The sequence below is a fragment of the Pseudomonas sp. MF09150 genome (assembly GCF_059862355.1).
This window is the reverse complement of the sequence record NZ_JCBCUS010000001.1, coordinates 253857-272850: the sequence shown is the minus strand read 5'-3', so window position 1 is coordinate 272850 and position 18994 is coordinate 253857. Positions and strand designations below refer to the sequence as shown.

Genomic DNA, 18994 nt, shown 5'->3' with positions numbered 1-18994 from the left:
ATGACTGTCGACTCTGCCATTCGTATCATCGAGCCGCTGCCGTCCCGGGGCCAATTGCTCTACGACGGTCTGCGCAGCCTGCGCAAACCCAAGCCGGACGCTGCGCCGCCGTTGCCCACCGAGCGCCTGGTGCGCCCGGCGGTGGAGCTGCAGGCCGCAGAGGTGGCGCGCTACGCCCGGGCCTGCGGCTTTCGTCGCGAGCATGGGGTGCCGCTGTCGTTTCCCCACACCCTGGCCTTTCCCCTGCACCTGTTGCTGCTGACCCGCCCAAGCTTTGCCTACCCGGCCAGCGGCATGGTGCACCTGGCCAATCGCATTCGGCAGTACCAGCCCCTGGAAGAAGGCCAGGCCCTGCGCCTGGAAGTCTTCGCCGAACGCTGGCTGGCGCACCCCAAGGGCCAGGCACTGTCCATCGCCACCCGTGGCTACAGCAACGGCAGCCTGGTCTGGGAGGGCGACAGCCTGTACCTGCGCCGCGGGGTGGTGGCGCCGGTGGGCGAGCCCTGGCAAGGCGCCCTGGCACTGGCGCCGGAAGCATTGCGCCGCACTCAGCGCTGGACATTGCCGGCGGACCTGGGGCGGCGCTTCGCCAAGGTCAGCGGTGACTTCAACCCGATCCACACCTCCTGGCTAGGGGCACGCCTGTTCGGTTTTCGGCGGCCCATCGCCCATGGCATGTGGACCCTGGGCCGGGCCCTGGCAGCGCAGCAACCGCCCCAGGCACTGGAGGCGGCGCAGCTGGAGTGCGAGTTCAAGCTGCCGATTTTCCTGCCGGCGGCGGTGACCTTGTGGAACGCGCCGCCAAGCGGATCGCGGCATGAGTTTGAAGTGCGTAACCAGGCGGGCGACAAGCCGCACATGCGCGGGCTGTTTATTTGGGGAGCGGGGCAATGAGTGAATACAGTTTCAACCCGGCGCCGGTGCGTCGGGTGGCGATCCTGGGAGGCAATCGGATTCCATTCGCCCGCTCGAACACGGTGTACGCCAACGACAGCAACCAGGACCTGCTGGTAGCAGCCCTGCAGGGCCTGGTGGATCGCTACGGCCTGCAAGGGCAGCGTCTGGGGGAGTTCGCCGCGGGGGCGGTGATCAAGCATTCCCGGGACTTCAACCTGGCGCGCGAGACCCTGCTGTCCACCACCCTGTCCGCGCAAACCCCGGCCTACGACGTGCAGCAGGCCTGTGGCACAGGGCTGGAGGCGGCGTTGCTGGTGGCCAACAAGATCGCCCTGGGGCAGATCGAAGTCGGGGTCGCCGGCGGTGCCGATACCACCTCCGATGCGCCGATCGGGATCAATGAATCCATGCGCCGCACGCTGCTCCAGGCCAATCGGGCCAAGGGCGCTGGCAACAAGCTGCGGACCCTGCTCAAGTTGCGGCCAGCGATGTTTTTCAAACCCCTGCTGCCGCGCAATGGCGAACCGCGCACCGGGCTGTCCATGGGCGAGCACTGCGAAGAAATGGCCAAGCGCTGGCAGATCAAGCGCCTGGCCCAGGACGAACTGACCCTGAACAGCCATCGGCAGCTGGAGGCGGCCTATCAGCGTGGTTTCTTCAATGACCTGATCACCCCCTACCGTGGCCTGGCCCGGGACAATAACCTGCGGGCCGATGCCAGCCTGGAAAAGCTTGCCGGCCTGAGCCCGGCCTACGACCGCCAGAACGGCACCCTGACCGCCGGCAATTCGACGCCCCTGACCGATGGCGCCTCGGTGGTGCTGCTGGCCAGTGAAGCGTGGGCGGCGGCGCACAACCTGCCGGTGCTGGCATACCTGCGCACCGGGGAGACGGCGGCGGTGAACTTTGTCGACGGCTCCGAGGGCTTGCTGATGGCCCCGGCCTATGCCGTGCCGCGCATGCTGGCCCGGGAAGGCCTGAGCCTGCAGGACTTTGATTTCTACGAGATTCACGAAGCCTTCGCGGCCCAGGTGCTGTGCACCCTCAAGGCCTGGGAAGACCCCGACTATTGCCGTGACCAGCTCGGGCTGGAGGCGCCCCTGGGCAGCATCGAGCGCAGCAAGCTCAACGTCAACGGCGGCTCCCTGGGTTGCGGTCATCCGTTTGCCGCCACCGGTGGGCGGCAACTGGCGACCCTGGCCAAGGCCATCGCCGAGCGCGGTGGCGGCCGAGGCCTGATATCCATCTGTGCAGCAGGCGGGCTGGGTGTTACCGCCATCGTCGAAAAATAACAACAAGGAGACTGCCATGAGTGTCGTAAGCCTGCACCCCGCTGAACGCATCTGGTTGAACGCTTATCTGCCGGGCGTGCCGACCGATATCGAAGCCGAGATCGACCGCTACCCGTCGCTGCGGGAAGTGTTCCTGGAGCATGTGGAGAAATACCGCCAGCGCGTGGCTTACGTCAGCATCGGCACCGAGATGGGCTATGACCAGTGGGAGAAACGGGTCTTTGCCTTCGCCGCCTGGCTGCAATCGAAGGGGGTGAAGAAGGGCGACCGGGTGGCGCTGATGATGCCCAACTGCCTGCAATACCCGATCTGCCTGTTCGGCACCCTGTTGGTGGGGGCGGTGGTGGTCAACGTCAACCCGCTGTACACCGCCCATGAACTCAGGCATCTGCTCAAAGACAGCGGCGCCGAGACCGTGGTCATCTTTGAAAACTTCGCCCACACCCTGGAGCAGGCGCTGCCCGGCAGCCGCCTGAAAAACATCGTGGTTGCCGCCATTGGCGACCTGCTGGGCACCTTCAAGGGCGCGGCGCTGAACTTTGCCCTGCGCCACGTGCAGAAACAGGTGCCGCGCTTCAACCTGCCGGGGTCGATCCGCTTCCCGCAGCTGATGAAACTGGCCAGCGTGCTCAGTCATCAACCGATTCCGCTCAAGCACGACGACATCGCCTTTTTGCAGTACACCGGCGGCACCACCGGCGATGCCAAGGGCGCAATGCTGACCCATCGCAATATCCTGGCCAACCTGATGCAGGCCAAGGCCTGGGTCGGCAATCAGTTGGACGAGAACCAGCAGGAAACCAACGTCACCCTGTTGCCGCTGTACCACGTGCTGTCGCTGACGGTGAACTGCCTGATGTTCATGTGCCTGGGCGGGCGCAATATCCTGATCGCCAACCCCCGGGACGTGAAGCGGGTGCAGATGATCCTGCGCAAAGAGAAGTTCAGCGGCATTGTCGGGGTCAACACCCTGTTCAACGGTCTGCTGGAAAACGAGGAGTTTCGCGGCCGGGATTTTTCCGGGCTGAAACTGGCAATCGCCGGTGGGATGGCGACCCATACGGCGGTGGCCCGGCGCTGGAAAGAGGTGACCGGGGTGCCGATCATCGAAGGTTACGGCCTGACCGAGTGTTCGCCGGTGGTGAGCATCAGCCCGATCGACATTGCGCGCATGCGCGAGGGGGATTTCACCGGCACCATCGGCGTGCCACTGCCGTCGACCTGGGTGCGGTTCGTGCGTGAAGACGGCGAACTGGCGGACCTTGGCGAGGAGGGCGAATTGCAGGTGCGCGGGCCCCAGGTGATGAAGGGCTACTGGCAGCGCCCGGATGAAACCGCCAAAGTCCTGGACCGCCATGGCTGGCTGTCCACCGGTGACATCGGGGTGATGAACGAGCAGGGGTTCATCCGCCTGGTGGACCGCAAGAAAGACATGATTCTGGTCTCGGGTTTCAACGTCTACCCCAACGAGATCGAAGACGTGGTGGCCCTGCACCCGGGAGTGGCCGAAGTGGCGGCGATCGGCGTCGAGGACGGGGTAAGCGGCGAGAAGGTGAAGATCTTCGTGGTGCGCAAAGACCCCAACCTGACCCAGGAACAGCTGCTGGCCCACTGCCGCGAATACCTCACGGGCTACAAGGTGCCGCGTTTCGTCGAGTTCCGCACCGAAGAGTTGCCCAAGACCACGGTGGGCAAGGTGCTGCGTAGAGCCCTGCGCTAGGGGGGGCCGCTGTTGCAGGCTCGGGCCGCGTTCGGACGCTGGCCCTCAAGACCGCCGCAAGGCACCAGGTGTGCCTGCGGCGTCCCCCATGACCCGCTCAATCGTCGGTTTTGCGGCGCCCCACCAGTTTCATCACCACCACAAAGAACACTGGCACGAAGATCACCGCCAGGGTCGCGGTGATCATGCCGCCGATCACCCCGGTGCCGATGGCTTGCTGGCTTGCCGAGCTGGCGCCGGTGGCGATGGCCAGGGGCACCACGCCGAGGATAAACGCCAGGGAGGTCATGACAATCGGCCGCAGCCGCAGGCGCGCCGCTTGCACCGTGGCATCCACCAGGTCGTGGCCTTCGTCGTACAGGCTCTTGGCGAACTCGATGATCAGGATCGCGTTCTTCGCCGACAGGCCAATGATGGTGATCAGCCCGACCTTGAAGAACACATCATTGGGCATGCCGCGCAAGGACACCGCCAACACCGCGCCCAGCACCCCCAGTGGCACCACCAGCAGCACCGACGTCGGGATCGACCAGCTTTCATACAGCGCCGCCAGGCACAGGAACACGATCAACAGCGACAGCCCCAGGAGCATCGGCGCCTGGCTGCCCGACAGGCGTTCCTGCAGCGACAGCCCGGTCCACTCCTGGCCCAGCCCGGCTGGCAGTTGCTCCACCAGGCGCTGTACTTCGGCCATGGCTTCGCCGGTGCTGTGGCCCGGGGCCGGTTCGCCGGAAATGCTGATCGCCGGGTAGCCGTTGTAGCGGGTCAACTGCGCCGGACCCTGGACCCAGTGCGCGCGGACGAACGCCGACAGCGGCACCATCTTCCCGGCGTTGTTGCGCACGTGGATTTTCATCAGGTCGGCAACCTGGCTGCGCTGATCGCCTTCGGCCTGGACCACCACCCGCTGCATGCGGCCCTGGTTGGGGAAGTCATTGATATAGGCCGAACCAATGGCCGTGGACAGCACGTTGCCGATATCGGCAAAGGAAATGCCCAGGGCGTTGGCCTGCTTGCGGTCCACCTCCAATTGCACCTGAGGCGCTTCGGCCAGGGCGCTTTCGCGGACGTTGGTCAGGATCGGGCTTTTTTCCGCCGCCGCCAGCAACTCGCTGCGCGCTGCCATCAACGCCGCATGCCCCAGGCCGCCGCGGTCCTGCAAGCGGAACTCGAAGCCGCTGGAGGTGCCCAGGCCGTCGATGGGCGGCGGCAACACGGCGTAGGCCACCGCGTCCTTGATCTCGCTGAGGGCCGCGTTGGCCCGATCGGCAATCGACATCGCCGAATCGTCGCTGCCCCGGGACGACCAGTCCTTGAGGGTGGTAAAGGCCAGCGCCGCGTTCTGCCCGCTGCCGGAGAAGCTGAAGCCGAGGATCACCGTGCTGTCGCCAACCCCGGGTTCACCGGCGTTGTGCGCTTCGATCTGTTCCACCACCTGCACCGTGCGGTTCTTGCTGGCGCCGGGTGGCAACTGGATATCGGTGATGGTGTAGCCCTGGTCTTCCACCGGCAGGAACGAGGAGGGCAGGCGGCTGAACAGCAGCCCCAGGCCCACCAGTAGCACGCCATACACCAGCAGGTAGCGTCCGCTGCGTTTCAGCGCGTGCACCACCCAGCTCTGGTAACCCTCGCTCAGGCGTTCAAAGCGGCGGTTGAACCAGCCGAAGAAACCACGTTTTTCGTGGTGCTCGCCCTTGGCCAGGGGTTTGAGCAGGGTCGCGCACAGCGCCGGGGTCAGGGTCAGAGCGAGAAAGGCCGAGAACAGGATCGAGGTCGCCATCGACAGCGAGAACTGCTGATAGATCACCCCCACCGAACCCGGCATGAACGCCATGGGGATAAACACTGCCACCAGCACCAGGGTGATGCCGACAATGGCCCCGGTGATCTGCTGCATGGCCTTGCGCGTGGCCTCCTTGGGCGACAGGCCCTCGTTGGCCATGATCCGTTCGACGTTCTCCACCACCACAATGGCGTCATCCACCAGGATGCCGATGGCCAGCACCATGCCGAACATGGTCAGCACGTTGATCGAGAAACCCAGCAGCAACATGGTGGCAAAGGTGCCCATCAGCGCCACGGGCACTACCAGGGTCGGGATCAGGGTGTAGCGGATGTTCTGCAGGAACAGGAACATCACCGCGAACACCAGCACCATGGCTTCGACCAGGGTGTAGACTACTTTGGTGATCGAGACCTTGACGAAGGGCGAGGTGTCATAGGGGATCTTGTATTCCACGCCGGCCGGGAAGTAGCGCGCCAGCTCGTCCATTTTCGCCCGCACCCGGGTCGCGGTGCTCAGGGCATTGGCCCCGGGAGACAGCTGCACGCTGACCGCAGTCGACGGCTTGCCGTTCAGGCGCGTGGAAAACTGATACTCCTGGCTGCCGATCTCGACCCGTGCCACATCGCCGATGCGCACGGTAGAACCGTCCTGATTGGCCCGCAGCACGATGTCGGCGAACTCCTGGGGCGTCGACAGCTGGCCCTTGACCAGGATCGAGGCGGTGATTTCCTGGGTCGAGCGGGTCGGCAGGTCACCAATGCTGCCGGCCGAGACCTGGGCATTCTGCGCGGCGATGGCGGCGCTGACATCGGCCGGGGTCAGGTTGAAGCCGATCAGTTTCTGCGGGTCGACCCAGATGCGCATCGCCCGTTCGGACCCATAAAGCTGCGCTTTGCCGACGCCATCCAGGCGGCGGATCTCGTTCATCACGTTGCGCGCCAGGTAGTCGCTCAGGGCCACGTCATCCAGGCGTCCGTCGCTGGAGGTCAGGGTGATCAGCAGCAGAAAGCCCGCCGAAACCTTTTCCACCTGCAGGCCTTGCTGGGTCACGGCCTGGGGCAGGCGTGGCTCGACCGCCTTGAGCCGGTTCTGCACGTCGACCTGGGCCATCTCCGGGTTGGTCCCGGGCTGGAAGGTGGCGGTGATGGTGGCGCTGCCGAGACTGCTCTGGGATTCGAAATACAGCAGGTGATCGGCGCCGTTGAGTTCCTGTTCGATCAGGCTGACCACGCTTTCGTCCAGGGTCTGGGCCGAGGCGCCGGGGTAGGTGGCGTAAATTTCCACCTGCGGCGGGGCGACGTTGGGGTATTGCGCCACCGGCAATTGCGGAATGGCCAGGGCACCGGCCAGCAGGATGAACATCGCGACCACCCAGGCGAATACCGGACGGTCGATAAAGAATTGCGGCATGGGGGTTCCTACCTACTGAGCAGCCTGGGCGAGGGGGAGAGGGCTGTCGTCGATCTGTACCTGCTCGCCGGGGCGGGCGTGTTGCAGGCCTTCAACCACAATGCGGTCACCGGGTTTCAAGCCCTGGGTGACGATCCAGCGGTCCTGCTGCACCTGGCCCAGTTGCACCGGGTGCTGGCTGACGCGCAGGTCGCTGTCCAGCAGCAGCACCTGGGCGATGCCGGCGCTGTCGCGCAGGATGGCCCGCTGCGGCACGCTGATGCCTTGCTGGTTCACCGCCTGTTCCAGGCGCACCCGGACAAAGCTGCCGGGCAGCAGGTCAAGGTCAGGGTTGGGGAATTCGCTGCGCAGGATAATCTGCCCGGTGCTGGGGTCGACACTGATATCGGCGAACAACAGCTTGCCCGGCAGCGGGTAGAGGCTGCCGTCGTCCTGGATCAGGGTGGCCTTGGCCTGGTCCTGGCCGACCTGCTGCAACTGCCCGGCACGGAAGGCCCGGCGCAGGTCATTGAGTTCGCGGGTCGACTGGGTCAGGTCGGCATGGATCGGGTCCAGCTGCTGGATCAGCGCCAGGGGCGTGGTTTCGTTCTGCCCGACCAGTGCGCCTTCAGTCACCAGGGCGCGGCCGACGCGGCCGGAAATCGGCGCAGTGACGGTGGCGTAGCCCAGGTTGAGCCGGGCCCGCTGCACCGCCGCCTGATTGGCCGCGACCTCAGCGGCGGTCTGGCGGGCATTGGCCCGGGCGTTGTCGTACTCCTGGCCGCTGATGGCCTGGTCGTCGACCAGTTGGGCGTAGCGCTGTTCCTGCAAGCGTGCCTGGAACGCATTGGCTTCAGCCTTGCGCAGGCTGGCCAGGGCGCTGTCGAGGTCGGCCTTGAACGGCGCCGGGTCGATGCGGAACAGCACCTGGCCCTGCTTGACGTCACTGCCCTCGCGGAAGGTACGTTGCAGCACCACGCCGGCCACCCGGGCGCGGACCTCGGCGATGCGCGGCGCGGCAATCCGCCCGCTCAGCTCACTGCTGATCGACAGGGGCCGGGCCTCGATGGTTTCAACCCGGACTTTGGCCGCTGGCGGTTGTTGTTCACTGTCGGCGGAAGGGCCACAGGCGCTCAGGGTCACGGCCAGGGCGACCAGGCCAAGTTGCGCAAACAGGTTTTTCGACATGCTGATACCCCAATAATGACCCCGGCATGCTAAGGGCAAGGGTCAAGGGGCGCTGTGAAGCTCTGTAGGTGCTGTGTGAAAAAGTGTGAAGCGGGCACGCGCTGGGGCCCGAGGTTGTATATCCTTTGTGCCCCTCGTGAACTTTCGCCGCATGCTCGTCGGCAATTTCTGGACGTCCCCATGCCCAATATCCTTCTGGTCGAAGACGACACCGCGCTGTCGGAGTTGATCGCCAGCTACCTGGAGCGCAATGGCTACCAGGTCAACGTGATCAGCCGCGGTGACCAGGTGCGCGAACGGGCGCGGGTCAGCCCGCCGGACCTGGTGATTCTCGACCTGATGCTGCCCGGGCTCGACGGCTTGCAGGTGTGTCGCCTGTTGCGCTCCGACTCGGCGACCCTGCCGATCCTGATGCTCACCGCCCGTGACGACAGCCACGACCAGGTGCTGGGCCTGGAAATGGGCGCCGACGACTACGTGACCAAACCCTGCGAACCCCGGGTCCTGCTGGCCCGGGTACGCACCCTGTTGCGCCGCAGCAGCCTCAGCGAACCTCAGAGCGCCAGCGACCGGATCCTGATGGGCAACCTGTGCATCGACCTTTCGGAGCGCAGCGTGACCTGGCGCGAGCAGCCGGTGGAGCTGTCCAGCGGTGAATACAACCTGCTGGTGGTGCTGGCGCGGCATGCCGGCGAAGTCCTGAGCCGCGACCAGATCCTGCAACGCTTGCGCGGCATCGAGTTCAACGGCACCGACCGCTCGGTGGACGTGGCGATTTCCAAGCTGCGGCGCAAATTCGACGACCACGCCGGCGAGGCGCGCAAGATCAAGACCGTATGGGGCAAGGGCTACCTGTTCAGCCGCTCCGAGTGGGAATACTGAGTCCATGCTGCGGATCCTGATCCGGCTGTACCTGATCACCATCGTCACCTTCAGTGCCGCCATCTACCTGATCCCCGACCTGGTGGTCAGGGTGTTTCACGATCGTTTCCTGAATTACAACCTGGACCAGTCCCGGGGCCTGCAAAACCTCATCATCAAGCAGTTTCACGCAGTGCCGGCCGAGCAGTGGCTGAGCCTGGCGGCGCAGATGGACCAGGAGTTCCAGCCGCTGCACGTGGCCCTGGTGCGTATCGATGACCCCGACTTCAGCCTGTATGAGCGCGAGCGCCTGGAGCGCGGGGAAAATGTCGTGCGTGTCGGCGACTGGGGCTGGCGGACCCTGGCGGTGGCGCCGCTGGATGGCCAGCAGGCGGTAAAGCTGGTAGTGCCGCCGGACCCGCTGGACGTCAACCTGCTGTACTGGAGCATCAACGTGCTGATTGGCGCGGCGTTGCTGGCGTGCCTGCTGTTCTGGCTGCGCCCGCACTGGCGCGACCTGGAGCGGCTCAAGCGCACGGCCGAACGCTTCGGCAAGGGCCACCTGGGCGAACGCACGCACATCGCCGCCAGTTCCAACATCGGCAGCCTGGCCCATGTCTTCGACACCATGGCCGGGGATATCGAAAACCTCCTCAACCAGCAACGGGACTTGCTCAATGCGGTGTCCCACGAGCTGCGCACGCCCCTGACCCGGCTCGACTTCGGCCTGGCCCTGGCGCTGTCCGACGACCTGCCGGCGCCGAGCCGCGAGCGCCTGCAGGGCCTGGTGGCCTATATCCGGGAACTGGATGAACTGGTGCTGGAACTGCTGTCCTACAGCCGCCTGCAAAACCCGGCGCGCCTGCCGGAGCAGGTCGAGGTGGCACTGGACGAGTTCATCGACAGCATCCTGGGCAGTGTCGACGATGAGCTGGAATCACCGGACATCGTCATCGATGTACTGCTCAACGGCTCCCTGGAGCGGTTCACCCTCGACCCGCGCCTGACTGCGCGGGCGATCCAGAACCTCCTGCGCAACGCCACGCGCTATTGCGAGAAGCGCATCCAGATCGGGGTCCAGGTCAGTGCCGAGGGCTGCGAGATCTGGGTCGATGACGATGGCATCGGAATCCCCGAGGCCGAGCGCGAACGGGTGTTCGAACCCTTCTACCGCCTCGACCGCAGCCGCGACCGTGCCACCGGTGGTTTCGGCCTGGGCCTGGCCATCAGCCGGCGGGCCCTGCAAGCCCAGGACGGCACGCTGACCGTCGAGGCCTCGCCGTTGGGCGGAGCGCGTTTTCGCCTGTGGCTGCCCAACCCCTAGGCGCGGTTCCTGGTGCTGGCATCGGGCTGAAACTGACATTTTCTTCATGGGCCGCCAGGGGCGGGCAGGGCTAAGCTGAGCGCCATCGGCGATCCATCAGGAGCAGCGGACCATGAGCGAATCAAAGCCAGCCATTCACCATTCGGCAGCCGACGGCTACAAAGGCGCGGCGGACACCTATGTGCGCGGCCGGCCGGATTACCCGCCGCAACTCGAGCAATGGCTGCGTCACACCCTGGGCCTGGGGCCTGGCCAGGTGGTGCTGGACCTGGGCGCGGGCACCGGCAAGTTTACCGGCCGGCTGCTGGCCACCGGCGCGAAGGTGATCGCGGTGGAACCGGTGGCGCAGATGCGCGCCAAGCTGGCGGCGGCCCATCCTGCGGCCGAGGCGCTGGATGGCAGCGCCCTGGCAATCCCGCTGGCTGATCAGTCACTGGACGCGCTGGTCTGCGCCCAGGCCTTCCACTGGTTTGCCAGCCGCGAGGCGCTGAACGAGATGCAGCGCGTGCTCAAGCCTGGCGGCCGGCTGGGCCTGGTGTGGAACCTGCGCGATGCCCGGGTGCCGTGGGTCGAGCGCCTGGACAGGATCGTCAACGCCCTGCAGGGCGATACCCCGCGCTACTACACCGGGGCCTGGCGCGCCGCCTTTCCCCATCCTGGCTTTACGCCCTTGCAGGAACAGCACTTCAGTCACGGCCACAGCGGCGCGGTGCAGGACGTGTTGTTCAATCGGGTGCGCTCCACCAGTTTTATCGCAGCCCTGGGTGAGACGGAGCGGGCGCTGATCGATCGCCAGATCCAGGTCCTGATCGACAGCGAGCCTGAGTTGCGAGGCAAGTCGCAGCTCACGGTGCCCTACGAAACCGCGGCCTTTTGCGCGATAAAACGTTGATTCGGCAGGGGGCATAGCGGCCTGGACCGGGCCGCCAGGGCGCTGCCAGTCCCGCTTTTGGCCGATGCGCTGCCTTACTGCGTGGCGGCCGTGCTTGCTATAGTTCGGCCCTCATTTTCTGCCCAGTAAAGGATCACTGCCATGTCCGAATATCAAGCCTTTCGCGTCGAACTTGCCGACAACATCGCCCATGTGCAGATCAACCGCCCGGAAAAGATCAACGCCATGAACGCCGCGTTCTGGAGCGAGATCGTCGACATCTTCCGCTGGATCGACGACACCGACGCCGTGCGCGTGGTGGTGCTCAGTGGCGCCGGCAAGCATTTTTCCTCGGGCATCGACCTGATGATGCTGGCCGGGGTGGCCAACGAGCTGGGCAAGGACGTTGGGCGTAACGCCCGTCTGCTGCGGCGCAAGATCCTCAATCTGCAAGCCTCGTTCAATGCCGTGGACAATTGCCGCAAGCCGGTGCTGGCGGCGATCCAGGGTTATTGCCTGGGCGGTGCCATCGACCTGATCGCCGCCTGCGACATGCGCTATGCCGCCGAGGATGCGCAGTTCTCGATCAAGGAAATCGACATCGGCATGGCCGCCGATGTCGGCACTTTGCAACGTTTGCCGCGTATCATCGGCGACGGCATGTTGCGTGAACTGGCTTACACTGGCCGCACCTTCGGTGCCGAGGAAGCGCGCGGCATGGGCTTGGTCAATCGCACCTACAGCGACGCTGCCAGCCTGCTTGACGGGGTGATGGGCATTGCCCACGAGATCGCCGGCAAGTCGCCGATCGCCATCACCGGCACCAAGGAAATGATCAGCTACATGCGTGACCATCGCATCGACGATGGCCTGGAATACATCGCCACCTGGAACGCCGCCATGCTGCAATCCACTGACTTGCGCGTGGCCATGGCCGCCCATATGAGCAAACAGAAACCCGAATTTCTGGATTGAGTGACTATGACTTCACGCTGGACCACAGCAGTACTGGATATCGACCTCCCCGGCGGCTGGGCCGTGGCCCGCAGCCGGGATGGTTTTCTGTTCGACGACAATGGCGCGCTGTTTCCCCGGGAATGGCTCAAGCGCCAGGACCTGTCGATTCTCACCGAGCACGGCATCGGGCATCTGGATGGCGAGCCGGTGTACCTGCTGGAGCTGAGCCACTCCAGTGAAGTACCGGGCTGCAGCTGGAAAGGCTTGCGGGCATTCATGCTCGAAGGCGACCACACCCTGTACAAGGTCCTGGGTTATGCCGCGCAGATCGGCACCTGGGCCCGCGAGCACCGCTTCTGCGGCAACTGCGGGCAGCCGATGCATCAAGTACCCCGGGAGTGGGCGATGTACTGCGAGCCCTGCGACTTGCGCAGCTACCCGCGGATTTCGCCGAGCATGATTGTGCTGATCACCCGTGGTGACGATGTGCTGCTGGCGCGCTCGCCGCGTTTTGTGACGGGGGTCTACAGCACCCTCGCCGGTTTCGCCGAGCCGGGGGAGTCGGCGGAGGAATGCCTGATTCGCGAAGTGCGCGAAGAAGTGCAGGTCGAGGTGCAGAACATCCAGTACGTCGGCAGCCAATGCTGGCCGTTTCCCCATTCGATGATGCTGGGCTTTCACGCCGAGTACGCCGGTGGCGAGATCGTGCCCCAGGCCGATGAGATCGAAGACGCGCAGTGGTTCAACATCCGCAACCTGCCGCCATTGCCCGCCTCGCGCTCGATCGCCCGTTACCTGATCGACCTCTATGTCGCCCAGCGCCTGGGCCAACCCGAGCCCATCCTCCCCACCTGAGCAGAGCGCCTGTAGCCGCTGCCGCAGGCTGTGCTGGCCACCCGCGACACACAACACTTCAGGACTAACGCTGGCGCCCACATCGGCCAGCACAGCCTTGCGCTGGCCATCCGCAACAACGCATCGCTTCAGGAATCACGCAAGCTCGCTCAGCGGCTACAAAGGGCTGTCAGGCGACGCTGAACCAGTGTTGCCAGGCCAGGCGTACGGTCAGGCCCAGGACCACGGTGATGAACACCGGGCGAATGAATTTGGCGCCGCCACTGATGGCGGTACGGGCACCGAAGAAGGCGCCGACCATCACTGAGAGGCCCATGCACAGGCCGATGATCCAGTCCACCTGCCCGGAAAACACAAACACCGACAACGCCGCGGCGTTGCTGACGAAGTTCATGCTGCGCGCCACACCGCTGGCCTTGACCAGGTCGATGGGGTAGAGCAGCAGGCTGCTGACGGTCCAGAAGGCACCGGTGCCTGGACCTGCAATGCCGTCGTAGAAGCCCAGGCTGAAGCCCTGGGTCGATTGCCATTTCTTCTTGATCGGAGCATCGCTGTCCAGCGGCGCCTTGGGCGTGCCACCAAACAACAGGTACAGGCCGCAGGCAAAAACAATCACCGGCAGCATCTTGTTCAGCCACTCGGCGGGCAGGTAATGGGCGACCACCGCACCCACCAGTCCGCCCACCAGGGTGCCGACGATGGCGTGGGTCCACTGCCGTGGATGGAACAGCTTGCGGCGATAGAAGGTAAAGCTGGCGGTGGCCGAGCCGAAGGTCGAGCTGAGCTTGTTGGTGCCCAGCACCAGGTGGGGCGGCAATCCGGCGGTGAGCAGTGCCGGGGTGGTGAGCAGGCCGCCACCGCCGGCAATGGCGTCGATGAAGCCGGCGATAAAGGCTACGAAGGTGAGAATGGCGAGGGTGGTCAGGTCTACGCTGAGTTCGAAAGGCATGGGTTCGGCTTATTTCGGCGGGAAGCGCAAAGGGGGCTGCGCGAAAGACCGACATATTACCTGCAACCCAGGTCGCCACGCGACCGTGACCGACGCTATTGCACACTGGCCGCAGCCAGGGCCCCTTCGCCAAAGGGACCCGGCTGCAGTGGCCTAGGCCTTCTGCGGCCCGTTGCCGATCTGCCAGACAAAGGGTGGTTCGTTGCCGTTGACCACCCAGTCGCCGATGATCCGCGCCTTGTAGATCACCGGGTTGTGCGAGGACACGGTACGGGCATTGCGCCAATGGCGGTCGAGGGCCTTGCCCTGGCGGATGTCCGACGCCCCCAGAGCGTTGAACAACTGGGTGGTGGCCCGCTGGATCAGTTCGCTGACCACCACCTGGGCGGTGGCCGATTCGATTTCCGCGGCGACATTGGCTTCACGCTCCAGCGCCTCATCCCCGGCAAAGCGTGCCAGGTAGGCACGTTGCGCGGGCTCTGCGGCGCGCACGGCGCTGGCTTCGGCGGCGTACACCCAGGCGGCGACTTCGCCGACCACCTGCTGCACCTGGGGGTCTTCGCTGACCCGCGGCGCATTGCCGTGGCTGTAGATGCGCTTGCGGCTGCGTACTTCATGGGCCACGTCGCGCAGCGCGGCGCGCCCGATCCCGGCCAGGGTGGCCAGCAGCACCAGTTGATAGAAGGCGGTCTGGTACTTGAAGCGGGTGGCGAAGTCGATGACGTTCTCGGCGTCGACCGCGGCATCGCGAAAGCGCGAAGTGCCGCTGCCCGTGGTGCGCTGGCCGAAGCCGTCCCAGTCATCGCTGTGCTCGATGCCCGGTTGGCGCGCACGCACGGCCGCGATTACATCGCCGCCGGTGTCGCTGCGCTGGGCGTAGACGTCGATCCAGTCAGAGAAAATGCTGCCGGTGCTGTAGAACTTCTCGCCATTGAGCTTCCAGGCGTCGCCGTCGGGCGAGACCTTGGTGACCACATCGCCAATCGCCACGTTGCCGATCTCGGTCCAGGCGCAACCGACGATGTCGCCCTCGACGAAACGCTTGAACCACAGGTCCCGTCCCGGACCCGGGGCGGCGTTGAGCCGGTCCTCGGCAAAGGCGAAGTGCCCGCGCAGGGCCTGCGGCACATTGGAATCGGCTTCAGCCAGCTCGATCAGCAGCTGGAACAGTTGCGGCAGGGACGCGCCGCCGCCACCGTACTCCACCGGCACCCGCACTGCGCCGAACCCGGCCTGCTTCAGCCACTGGATCGGTTCATGGGGCAGGCTGCGGTTTTGCTCACGCTGTACCGCGCCGTCGGCGATTTGCTTGAAGATCGGGCGAAAGCGCGCGGCCAGGGCCTCGTAGTCGACGCCAATGGACAGCGGGTTGATTACCTGGTGTTCAGTCATGGGACGGTTCCTTGAATCGGCAGTTGAAGAGCAGGTGTCTGCCCAGACGTTTGCACACTCCATGCCGCAGTTGCAGGCCCCGGTTTTTCTGGGGCTGGCGCTGGCTGTCGGGCTGGTAACTGTTGCTCGGCCAACAGCGCTTCAACAAATCGCTGTCTTTCATGGGAAGTGGCCGGGGTTTGGCGCGGCATCCGTCGGGCCGCGAATGCCCCTCGCAAAACAGCGCCCGATGGCTGTACTCCGCCCGCTGCAGGCCATGCAGCCCGGGCCTGCAGGCGCAGCCCTGGCAACTGGCACGCTTGCTGCTCTGCTAGCCATACCTTCTCTAGTCCCGAGGACAAGCCAATGAGTCAGCAAGCCGTCAAATTTGCCTACTGGGTGCCCAACGTCAGCGGTGGGCTGGTGGTCAGCAAGATCGAACAACGCACCGACTGGGGCATCGACTACAACCGCAAGCTGGCGCAACTGGCCGAAGCCGCCGGCTTTGAATACGCCTTGACCCAGATCCGCTTCACTGCCGGTTACGGTGCCGAGTTCCAGCATGAATCCGTGGCATTCAGCCATGCGCTGCTGGCCGCCACCAGCACGCTCAAAGTGATCGCGGCGATCCTGCCCGGGCCATGGAAGCCGGCGCTGGCGGCCAAGCAATTGGCAACTATCGACCAACTGACCAATGGCCGCATCGCGGTCAACATCGTCAGCGGCTGGTTCAAGGGTGAATTCCAGGCCATCGGCGAGCACTGGCTGGAACACGATGAGCGTTATCGTCGTTCCGAAGAGTTCATTCGCTCGCTGAAGGGCATCTGGTCCCAGGACAATTTCACCTTCAAGGGCGACTTCTACCGGTTCGACAACTACAGCCTCAAGCCCAAGCCCCTGGGCCAGCCGGAGGTCTTTCAGGGCGGCAGTTCACGGGCGGCGCGCGACATGGCGGCGCGGGTGTCGGACTGGTACTTCACCAACGGCAACACGCCACAGGGAATCAAGGCCCAGGTCGACGACATCCGAGCCAAGGCCGCGCTGAACAACCATTCGGTAAAAGTCGGGGTCAATGCCTTTGTCATTGCCCGGGATACCGAGGAAGAGGCCCGCGCAGTGCTGGCGCAGATCATCGACCAGGCCGACCCCGAGGCCGTCAACGCCTTTGGCGATGCGGCAAAGCAGGCCGGCAAGGCCTCACCGGAAGGCGAAGGCAACTGGGCCAAATCCACCTTCGAAGACCTGGTGCAGTACAACGACGGCTTCAAGACCAACCTGATCGGCACCCCGCAGCAGATCGCCGAGCGCATCGTCGAACTCAAGTCGGTGGGGGTGGACCTGGTGCTGGCGGGCTTCCTGCACTTCCAGGAAGAGGTGGAGTACTTCGGCAAGCGGGTGTTGCCACTGGTGCGCGAGCTGGAAGCCAAGGCCGCGGCGCAACGCGAACAGGCCGCCTGATTCGCCGCGCGGGGCCGGCAGCGCCCCGCGCAGGCCTCGGTTACAACCCCAGCTCACTGAGGCCCGGATGATCGTCCGGGCGCCGGCCCAAAGGCCAGTGGAACAGCCGTTCGCTGGCCTTGATTGGCAGGTCGTTGATGCAGGCGTAACGCTTGGCCATCAGGCCGTGCTCGTCGAACTCCCAGTTTTCATTGCCGTAGGAACGGAACCAGTTGCCGGAGTCGTCATGCCATTCGTAGGCATAACGCACGGCGATGCGGTTATCGGCAAAGGCCCAGAGTTCCTTGATCAATCGGTAGTCCAGCTCCTTGGCCCATTTGCGGGTCAGGAAGGCCTTGGCCTGGGCGCGGTCATGGATGAACTCGGCGCGGTTGCGCCATTGGGTGTCCAGGGTATAGGCCAGGGACACGCGCTCGGGGTCGCGGGAGTTCCAGCCGTCTTCGGCCAGGCGAACCTTGTGCAGCGCCGACTCGCGGCTGAACGGGGGCAGGGGCGGACGAACTTCTGGGGCAGATGACATCGGGCGTCTCCAGTCATGGTTGCGTGCAGGGAGTGTTTACACCCTTGTCGCGCTGGCGCCAACTGCCGGCCCGACGCCATGGGTCGTCGGCAGCATCGATAGCGGCCGTGACGACCGCCACAAGACCCGAGCGGTCGCTTGGTGTAAGCTCGTCGGCTCTTTGGATTTCGAGCCACTGCGAGCCCTATGCCGTCGCTTTTCAAACGCTCCCTGCTGCCCAAACTGCGCAGCTTTCCGTTGACCGCCGATGCCGTCACCATTCTTTCCGGCGCCGCCGAGTTCCGCCGCTGCTTGCTGGAACAGATCGCCCAGGCTACCCAGCGCATCTATATCGTCGCGCTGTACCTGCAACAGGACGAAGCCGGGCAGGAAATCATGGATGCCCTGCACGCCGCCAAGGCTGCCCGTCCCGAGCTGGACGTGGTAGTGGTGGTTGATTGGCTCAGGGCCCAGCGCGGCCTGATCGGCGCCGGCAAGCAGCCGGGCAACTCGGCCTGGTATCAGGACATGACCCGTACCCATGCCAGCGAAGTGCCGGTGTACGGGGTGCCGGTGCAAACCCGCGAGCTGTTCGGCGTGTTGCACCTCAAGGGCTTTGTGATCGACGACTGCGTGATCTACAGCGGCGCCAGCCTGAACAACGTCTACCTGCACAAATTCGACAAATACCGTTTCGACCGTTACCACCTGTTGCGCAACCAGGCCCTGGCCGACTCCATGCAGCACCTGGTGCAGCACGGCCTGGTGGCCTCGCGTGCGGTGCATCGCCTGGACCTGCCCGGTCTGCCGACTACCCGCAGCCTGCGCAACGACATCGGCGACCTGCGCAGCCGCCTCAAGCACGCGGCCTATGACACCAGCGCCGGGAGCGTGACCAAGGGTGAATTGTCGGTCAGCCCGTTGCTCGGCGTGGGCAAGAACAACCCGCTGAGCCGGGTGATCTGCGAACTGATCGCCAGCGCCCAGCAGCAGCTGACCATCTGCACCCCGTATTTCAACCTGCCGTTGGCGGTCACCCGCGAGATCAACCGGGCCCTGGCCCGTGGGGTGAAGATCGACATCATCGTCGGCGACAAGACCGCCAACGACTTCTACATCCCGCCGAGCGAGCCGTTCAAGGTCATCGCCGCGCTGCCGTACCTCTACGAGATCAGCCTGCGCCGCTTTGCCAAGCGTCATCAGCGCGCGATCGACAGCGGCCAGCTCAACCTGCACCTGTGGCGCGACGGTGATAACACCTACCACCTCAAGGGCATGTGGATCGACCAGCGCTACACCTTGCTGACTGGCAACAACCTCAATCCGCGGGCCTTCCGTCTTGACCTGGAAAACGCCTTGCTGCTGGACGACCCCAAAGGCGAGCTGCTGGAACCGCGCCAAGTCGAACTGGAGGAAATCTTCCGGCACACCCGGCGCATCGAGCACTTCCAGAACCTGGAAAGCCTGGTCGACTACCCGGCGGCGGTGGGCAAGTTCCTGCGCCGGGTCAGCCGGGTACGGATCGAACGCCTGCTCTATCGCATCCTCTGAACCGGCCGGCGCCCGTGACCACAGCC

General features: G+C 64.9%; 15 protein-coding genes. 10 read left to right on the top strand and 5 right to left on the bottom strand.

The genetic code is table 11. The features are described from left to right. Genes AC19YX_RS01125 through AC19YX_RS01115 form a run of 3 tightly spaced genes read left to right on the top strand, consistent with a single transcriptional unit; the run spans position 1 to position 3909 of the window. Positions 1-894 carry a MaoC family dehydratase gene (locus tag AC19YX_RS01125; RefSeq protein WP_500605466.1) on the top strand — a complete coding sequence of 298 codons (894 nt, stop codon included), beginning with the start codon at positions 1-3 and terminating at the stop codon, positions 892-894. Next, positions 891-2189, top strand: coding sequence for an acetyl-CoA C-acetyltransferase (locus AC19YX_RS01120; protein ID WP_500605465.1), 1299 nt, complete (start codon positions 891-893; stop codon positions 2187-2189). Before AC19YX_RS01125 ends, AC19YX_RS01120 begins: the two co-directional genes overlap by 4 nt. Before the next feature lie 16 nt (positions 2190-2205). Further along, a complete protein-coding gene (locus tag AC19YX_RS01115) occupies positions 2206-3909 on the top strand; it encodes an AMP-binding protein (protein ID WP_500605464.1) in 1704 nt (567 codons plus the stop codon). Positions 3910-4006: 97 nt separating this feature from the next. On the opposite strand, the gene AC19YX_RS01110 is transcribed toward AC19YX_RS01115, so the two are convergent. Together AC19YX_RS01110 and AC19YX_RS01105 are read right to left on the bottom strand one after the other, a co-directional pair. Further along, positions 4007-7105 carry a multidrug efflux RND transporter permease subunit gene (locus AC19YX_RS01110; protein WP_500605463.1) on the bottom strand — a complete coding sequence of 1033 codons (3099 nt, stop codon included), beginning with the start codon at positions 7103-7105 and terminating at the stop codon, positions 4007-4009. Positions 7106-7117: 12 nt separating this feature from the next. Beyond that, positions 7118-8272, bottom strand: coding sequence for an efflux RND transporter periplasmic adaptor subunit (locus AC19YX_RS01105; protein ID WP_201130885.1), 1155 nt, complete (start codon positions 8270-8272; stop codon positions 7118-7120). A 180-nt stretch (positions 8273-8452) separates the two neighbouring features. Between AC19YX_RS01105 and AC19YX_RS01100 the strand changes: the two genes are divergently transcribed. The 5 genes from AC19YX_RS01100 to nudC all read left to right on the top strand — a co-directional run bounded on the left by AC19YX_RS01100 (position 8453) and on the right by nudC (position 13140). Continuing rightward, positions 8453-9154 carry a response regulator gene (locus AC19YX_RS01100; protein ID WP_020298020.1) on the top strand — a complete coding sequence of 234 codons (702 nt, stop codon included), beginning with the start codon at positions 8453-8455 and terminating at the stop codon, positions 9152-9154. Between the two features lie 4 nt (positions 9155-9158). Beyond that, entirely contained in the window at positions 9159-10457 is a 1299-nt protein-coding gene (locus tag AC19YX_RS01095; protein ID WP_078472259.1) for an ATP-binding protein, read from the top strand. Positions 10458-10569: 112 nt separating this feature from the next. After that, positions 10570-11349 (top strand): class I SAM-dependent methyltransferase, encoded by a 780-nt coding sequence (locus AC19YX_RS01090; RefSeq protein WP_500605462.1) that lies wholly within the window; start codon positions 10570-10572, stop codon positions 11347-11349. A 141-nt stretch (positions 11350-11490) separates the two neighbouring features. Next, positions 11491-12303: a crotonase/enoyl-CoA hydratase family protein gene (locus AC19YX_RS01085; RefSeq protein ID WP_500605461.1), complete on the top strand. Its 813-nt coding sequence runs from the start codon at positions 11491-11493 to the stop codon at positions 12301-12303. A 6-nt stretch (positions 12304-12309) separates the two neighbouring features. Further along, the gene (gene nudC / locus AC19YX_RS01080; protein WP_500605460.1) at positions 12310-13140 is read left to right on the top strand and encodes an NAD(+) diphosphatase; all 831 of its coding nucleotides are present in this window, start codon (positions 12310-12312) and stop codon (positions 13138-13140) included. A gap of 169 nt (positions 13141-13309) precedes the next feature. Here nudC and AC19YX_RS01075 read toward each other — a convergent pair whose 3' ends face one another. Together AC19YX_RS01075 and AC19YX_RS01070 are read right to left on the bottom strand one after the other, a co-directional pair. Continuing rightward, complete coding sequence (locus tag AC19YX_RS01075) at positions 13310-14089, bottom strand: TSUP family transporter (protein WP_078472263.1); 780 nt, start codon at positions 14087-14089, stop codon at positions 13310-13312. Positions 14090-14242: 153 nt separating this feature from the next. Continuing rightward, positions 14243-15481 (bottom strand): acyl-CoA dehydrogenase family protein, encoded by a 1239-nt coding sequence (locus AC19YX_RS01070; RefSeq protein ID WP_421546878.1) that lies wholly within the window; start codon positions 15479-15481, stop codon positions 14243-14245. A gap of 345 nt (positions 15482-15826) precedes the next feature. On the opposite strand from AC19YX_RS01070, the gene sfnG reads away from it, so the two are divergent. Beyond that, on the top strand, positions 15827-16918 hold the full coding sequence (gene sfnG / locus AC19YX_RS01065; RefSeq protein ID WP_078472265.1) for a dimethylsulfone monooxygenase SfnG: 1092 nt from the start codon (positions 15827-15829) through the stop codon (positions 16916-16918). A 40-nt stretch (positions 16919-16958) separates the two neighbouring features. On the opposite strand, the gene AC19YX_RS01060 is transcribed toward sfnG, so the two are convergent. Further along, positions 16959-17438, bottom strand: a complete 480-nt coding sequence (locus tag AC19YX_RS01060) for a nuclear transport factor 2 family protein (protein WP_078472266.1) — start codon at positions 17436-17438, stop codon at positions 16959-16961. A 186-nt stretch (positions 17439-17624) separates the two neighbouring features. On the opposite strand from AC19YX_RS01060, the gene pssA reads away from it, so the two are divergent. Next, positions 17625-18968, top strand: coding sequence for a CDP-diacylglycerol--serine O-phosphatidyltransferase (pssA, locus tag AC19YX_RS01055; RefSeq protein ID WP_500605459.1), 1344 nt, complete (start codon positions 17625-17627; stop codon positions 18966-18968). Positions 18969-18994: the final 26 nt, after the last annotated feature.

Coding starts and splice junctions, on each gene's coding strand:
- AC19YX_RS01125 (WP_500605466.1), top strand. CDS start 1: ATGACTGTCGACTCTGCCATTCGTATCATCGAGCCGCTGCCGTCCCGG.
- AC19YX_RS01120 (WP_500605465.1), top strand. CDS start 891: ATGAGTGAATACAGTTTCAACCCGGCGCCGGTGCGTCGGGTGGCGATC.
- AC19YX_RS01115 (WP_500605464.1), top strand. CDS start 2,206: ATGAGTGTCGTAAGCCTGCACCCCGCTGAACGCATCTGGTTGAACGCT.
- AC19YX_RS01110 (WP_500605463.1), bottom strand. CDS start 7,105: ATGCCGCAATTCTTTATCGACCGTCCGGTATTCGCCTGGGTGGTCGCG.
- AC19YX_RS01105 (WP_201130885.1), bottom strand. CDS start 8,272: ATGTCGAAAAACCTGTTTGCGCAACTTGGCCTGGTCGCCCTGGCCGTG.
- AC19YX_RS01100 (WP_020298020.1), top strand. CDS start 8,453: ATGCCCAATATCCTTCTGGTCGAAGACGACACCGCGCTGTCGGAGTTG.
- AC19YX_RS01095 (WP_078472259.1), top strand. CDS start 9,159: ATGCTGCGGATCCTGATCCGGCTGTACCTGATCACCATCGTCACCTTC.
- AC19YX_RS01090 (WP_500605462.1), top strand. CDS start 10,570: ATGAGCGAATCAAAGCCAGCCATTCACCATTCGGCAGCCGACGGCTAC.
- AC19YX_RS01085 (WP_500605461.1), top strand. CDS start 11,491: ATGTCCGAATATCAAGCCTTTCGCGTCGAACTTGCCGACAACATCGCC.
- nudC (WP_500605460.1), top strand. CDS start 12,310: ATGACTTCACGCTGGACCACAGCAGTACTGGATATCGACCTCCCCGGC.
- AC19YX_RS01075 (WP_078472263.1), bottom strand. CDS start 14,089: ATGCCTTTCGAACTCAGCGTAGACCTGACCACCCTCGCCATTCTCACC.
- AC19YX_RS01070 (WP_421546878.1), bottom strand. CDS start 15,481: ATGACTGAACACCAGGTAATCAACCCGCTGTCCATTGGCGTCGACTAC.
- sfnG (WP_078472265.1), top strand. CDS start 15,827: ATGAGTCAGCAAGCCGTCAAATTTGCCTACTGGGTGCCCAACGTCAGC.
- AC19YX_RS01060 (WP_078472266.1), bottom strand. CDS start 17,438: ATGTCATCTGCCCCAGAAGTTCGTCCGCCCCTGCCCCCGTTCAGCCGC.
- pssA (WP_500605459.1), top strand. CDS start 17,625: ATGCCGTCGCTTTTCAAACGCTCCCTGCTGCCCAAACTGCGCAGCTTT.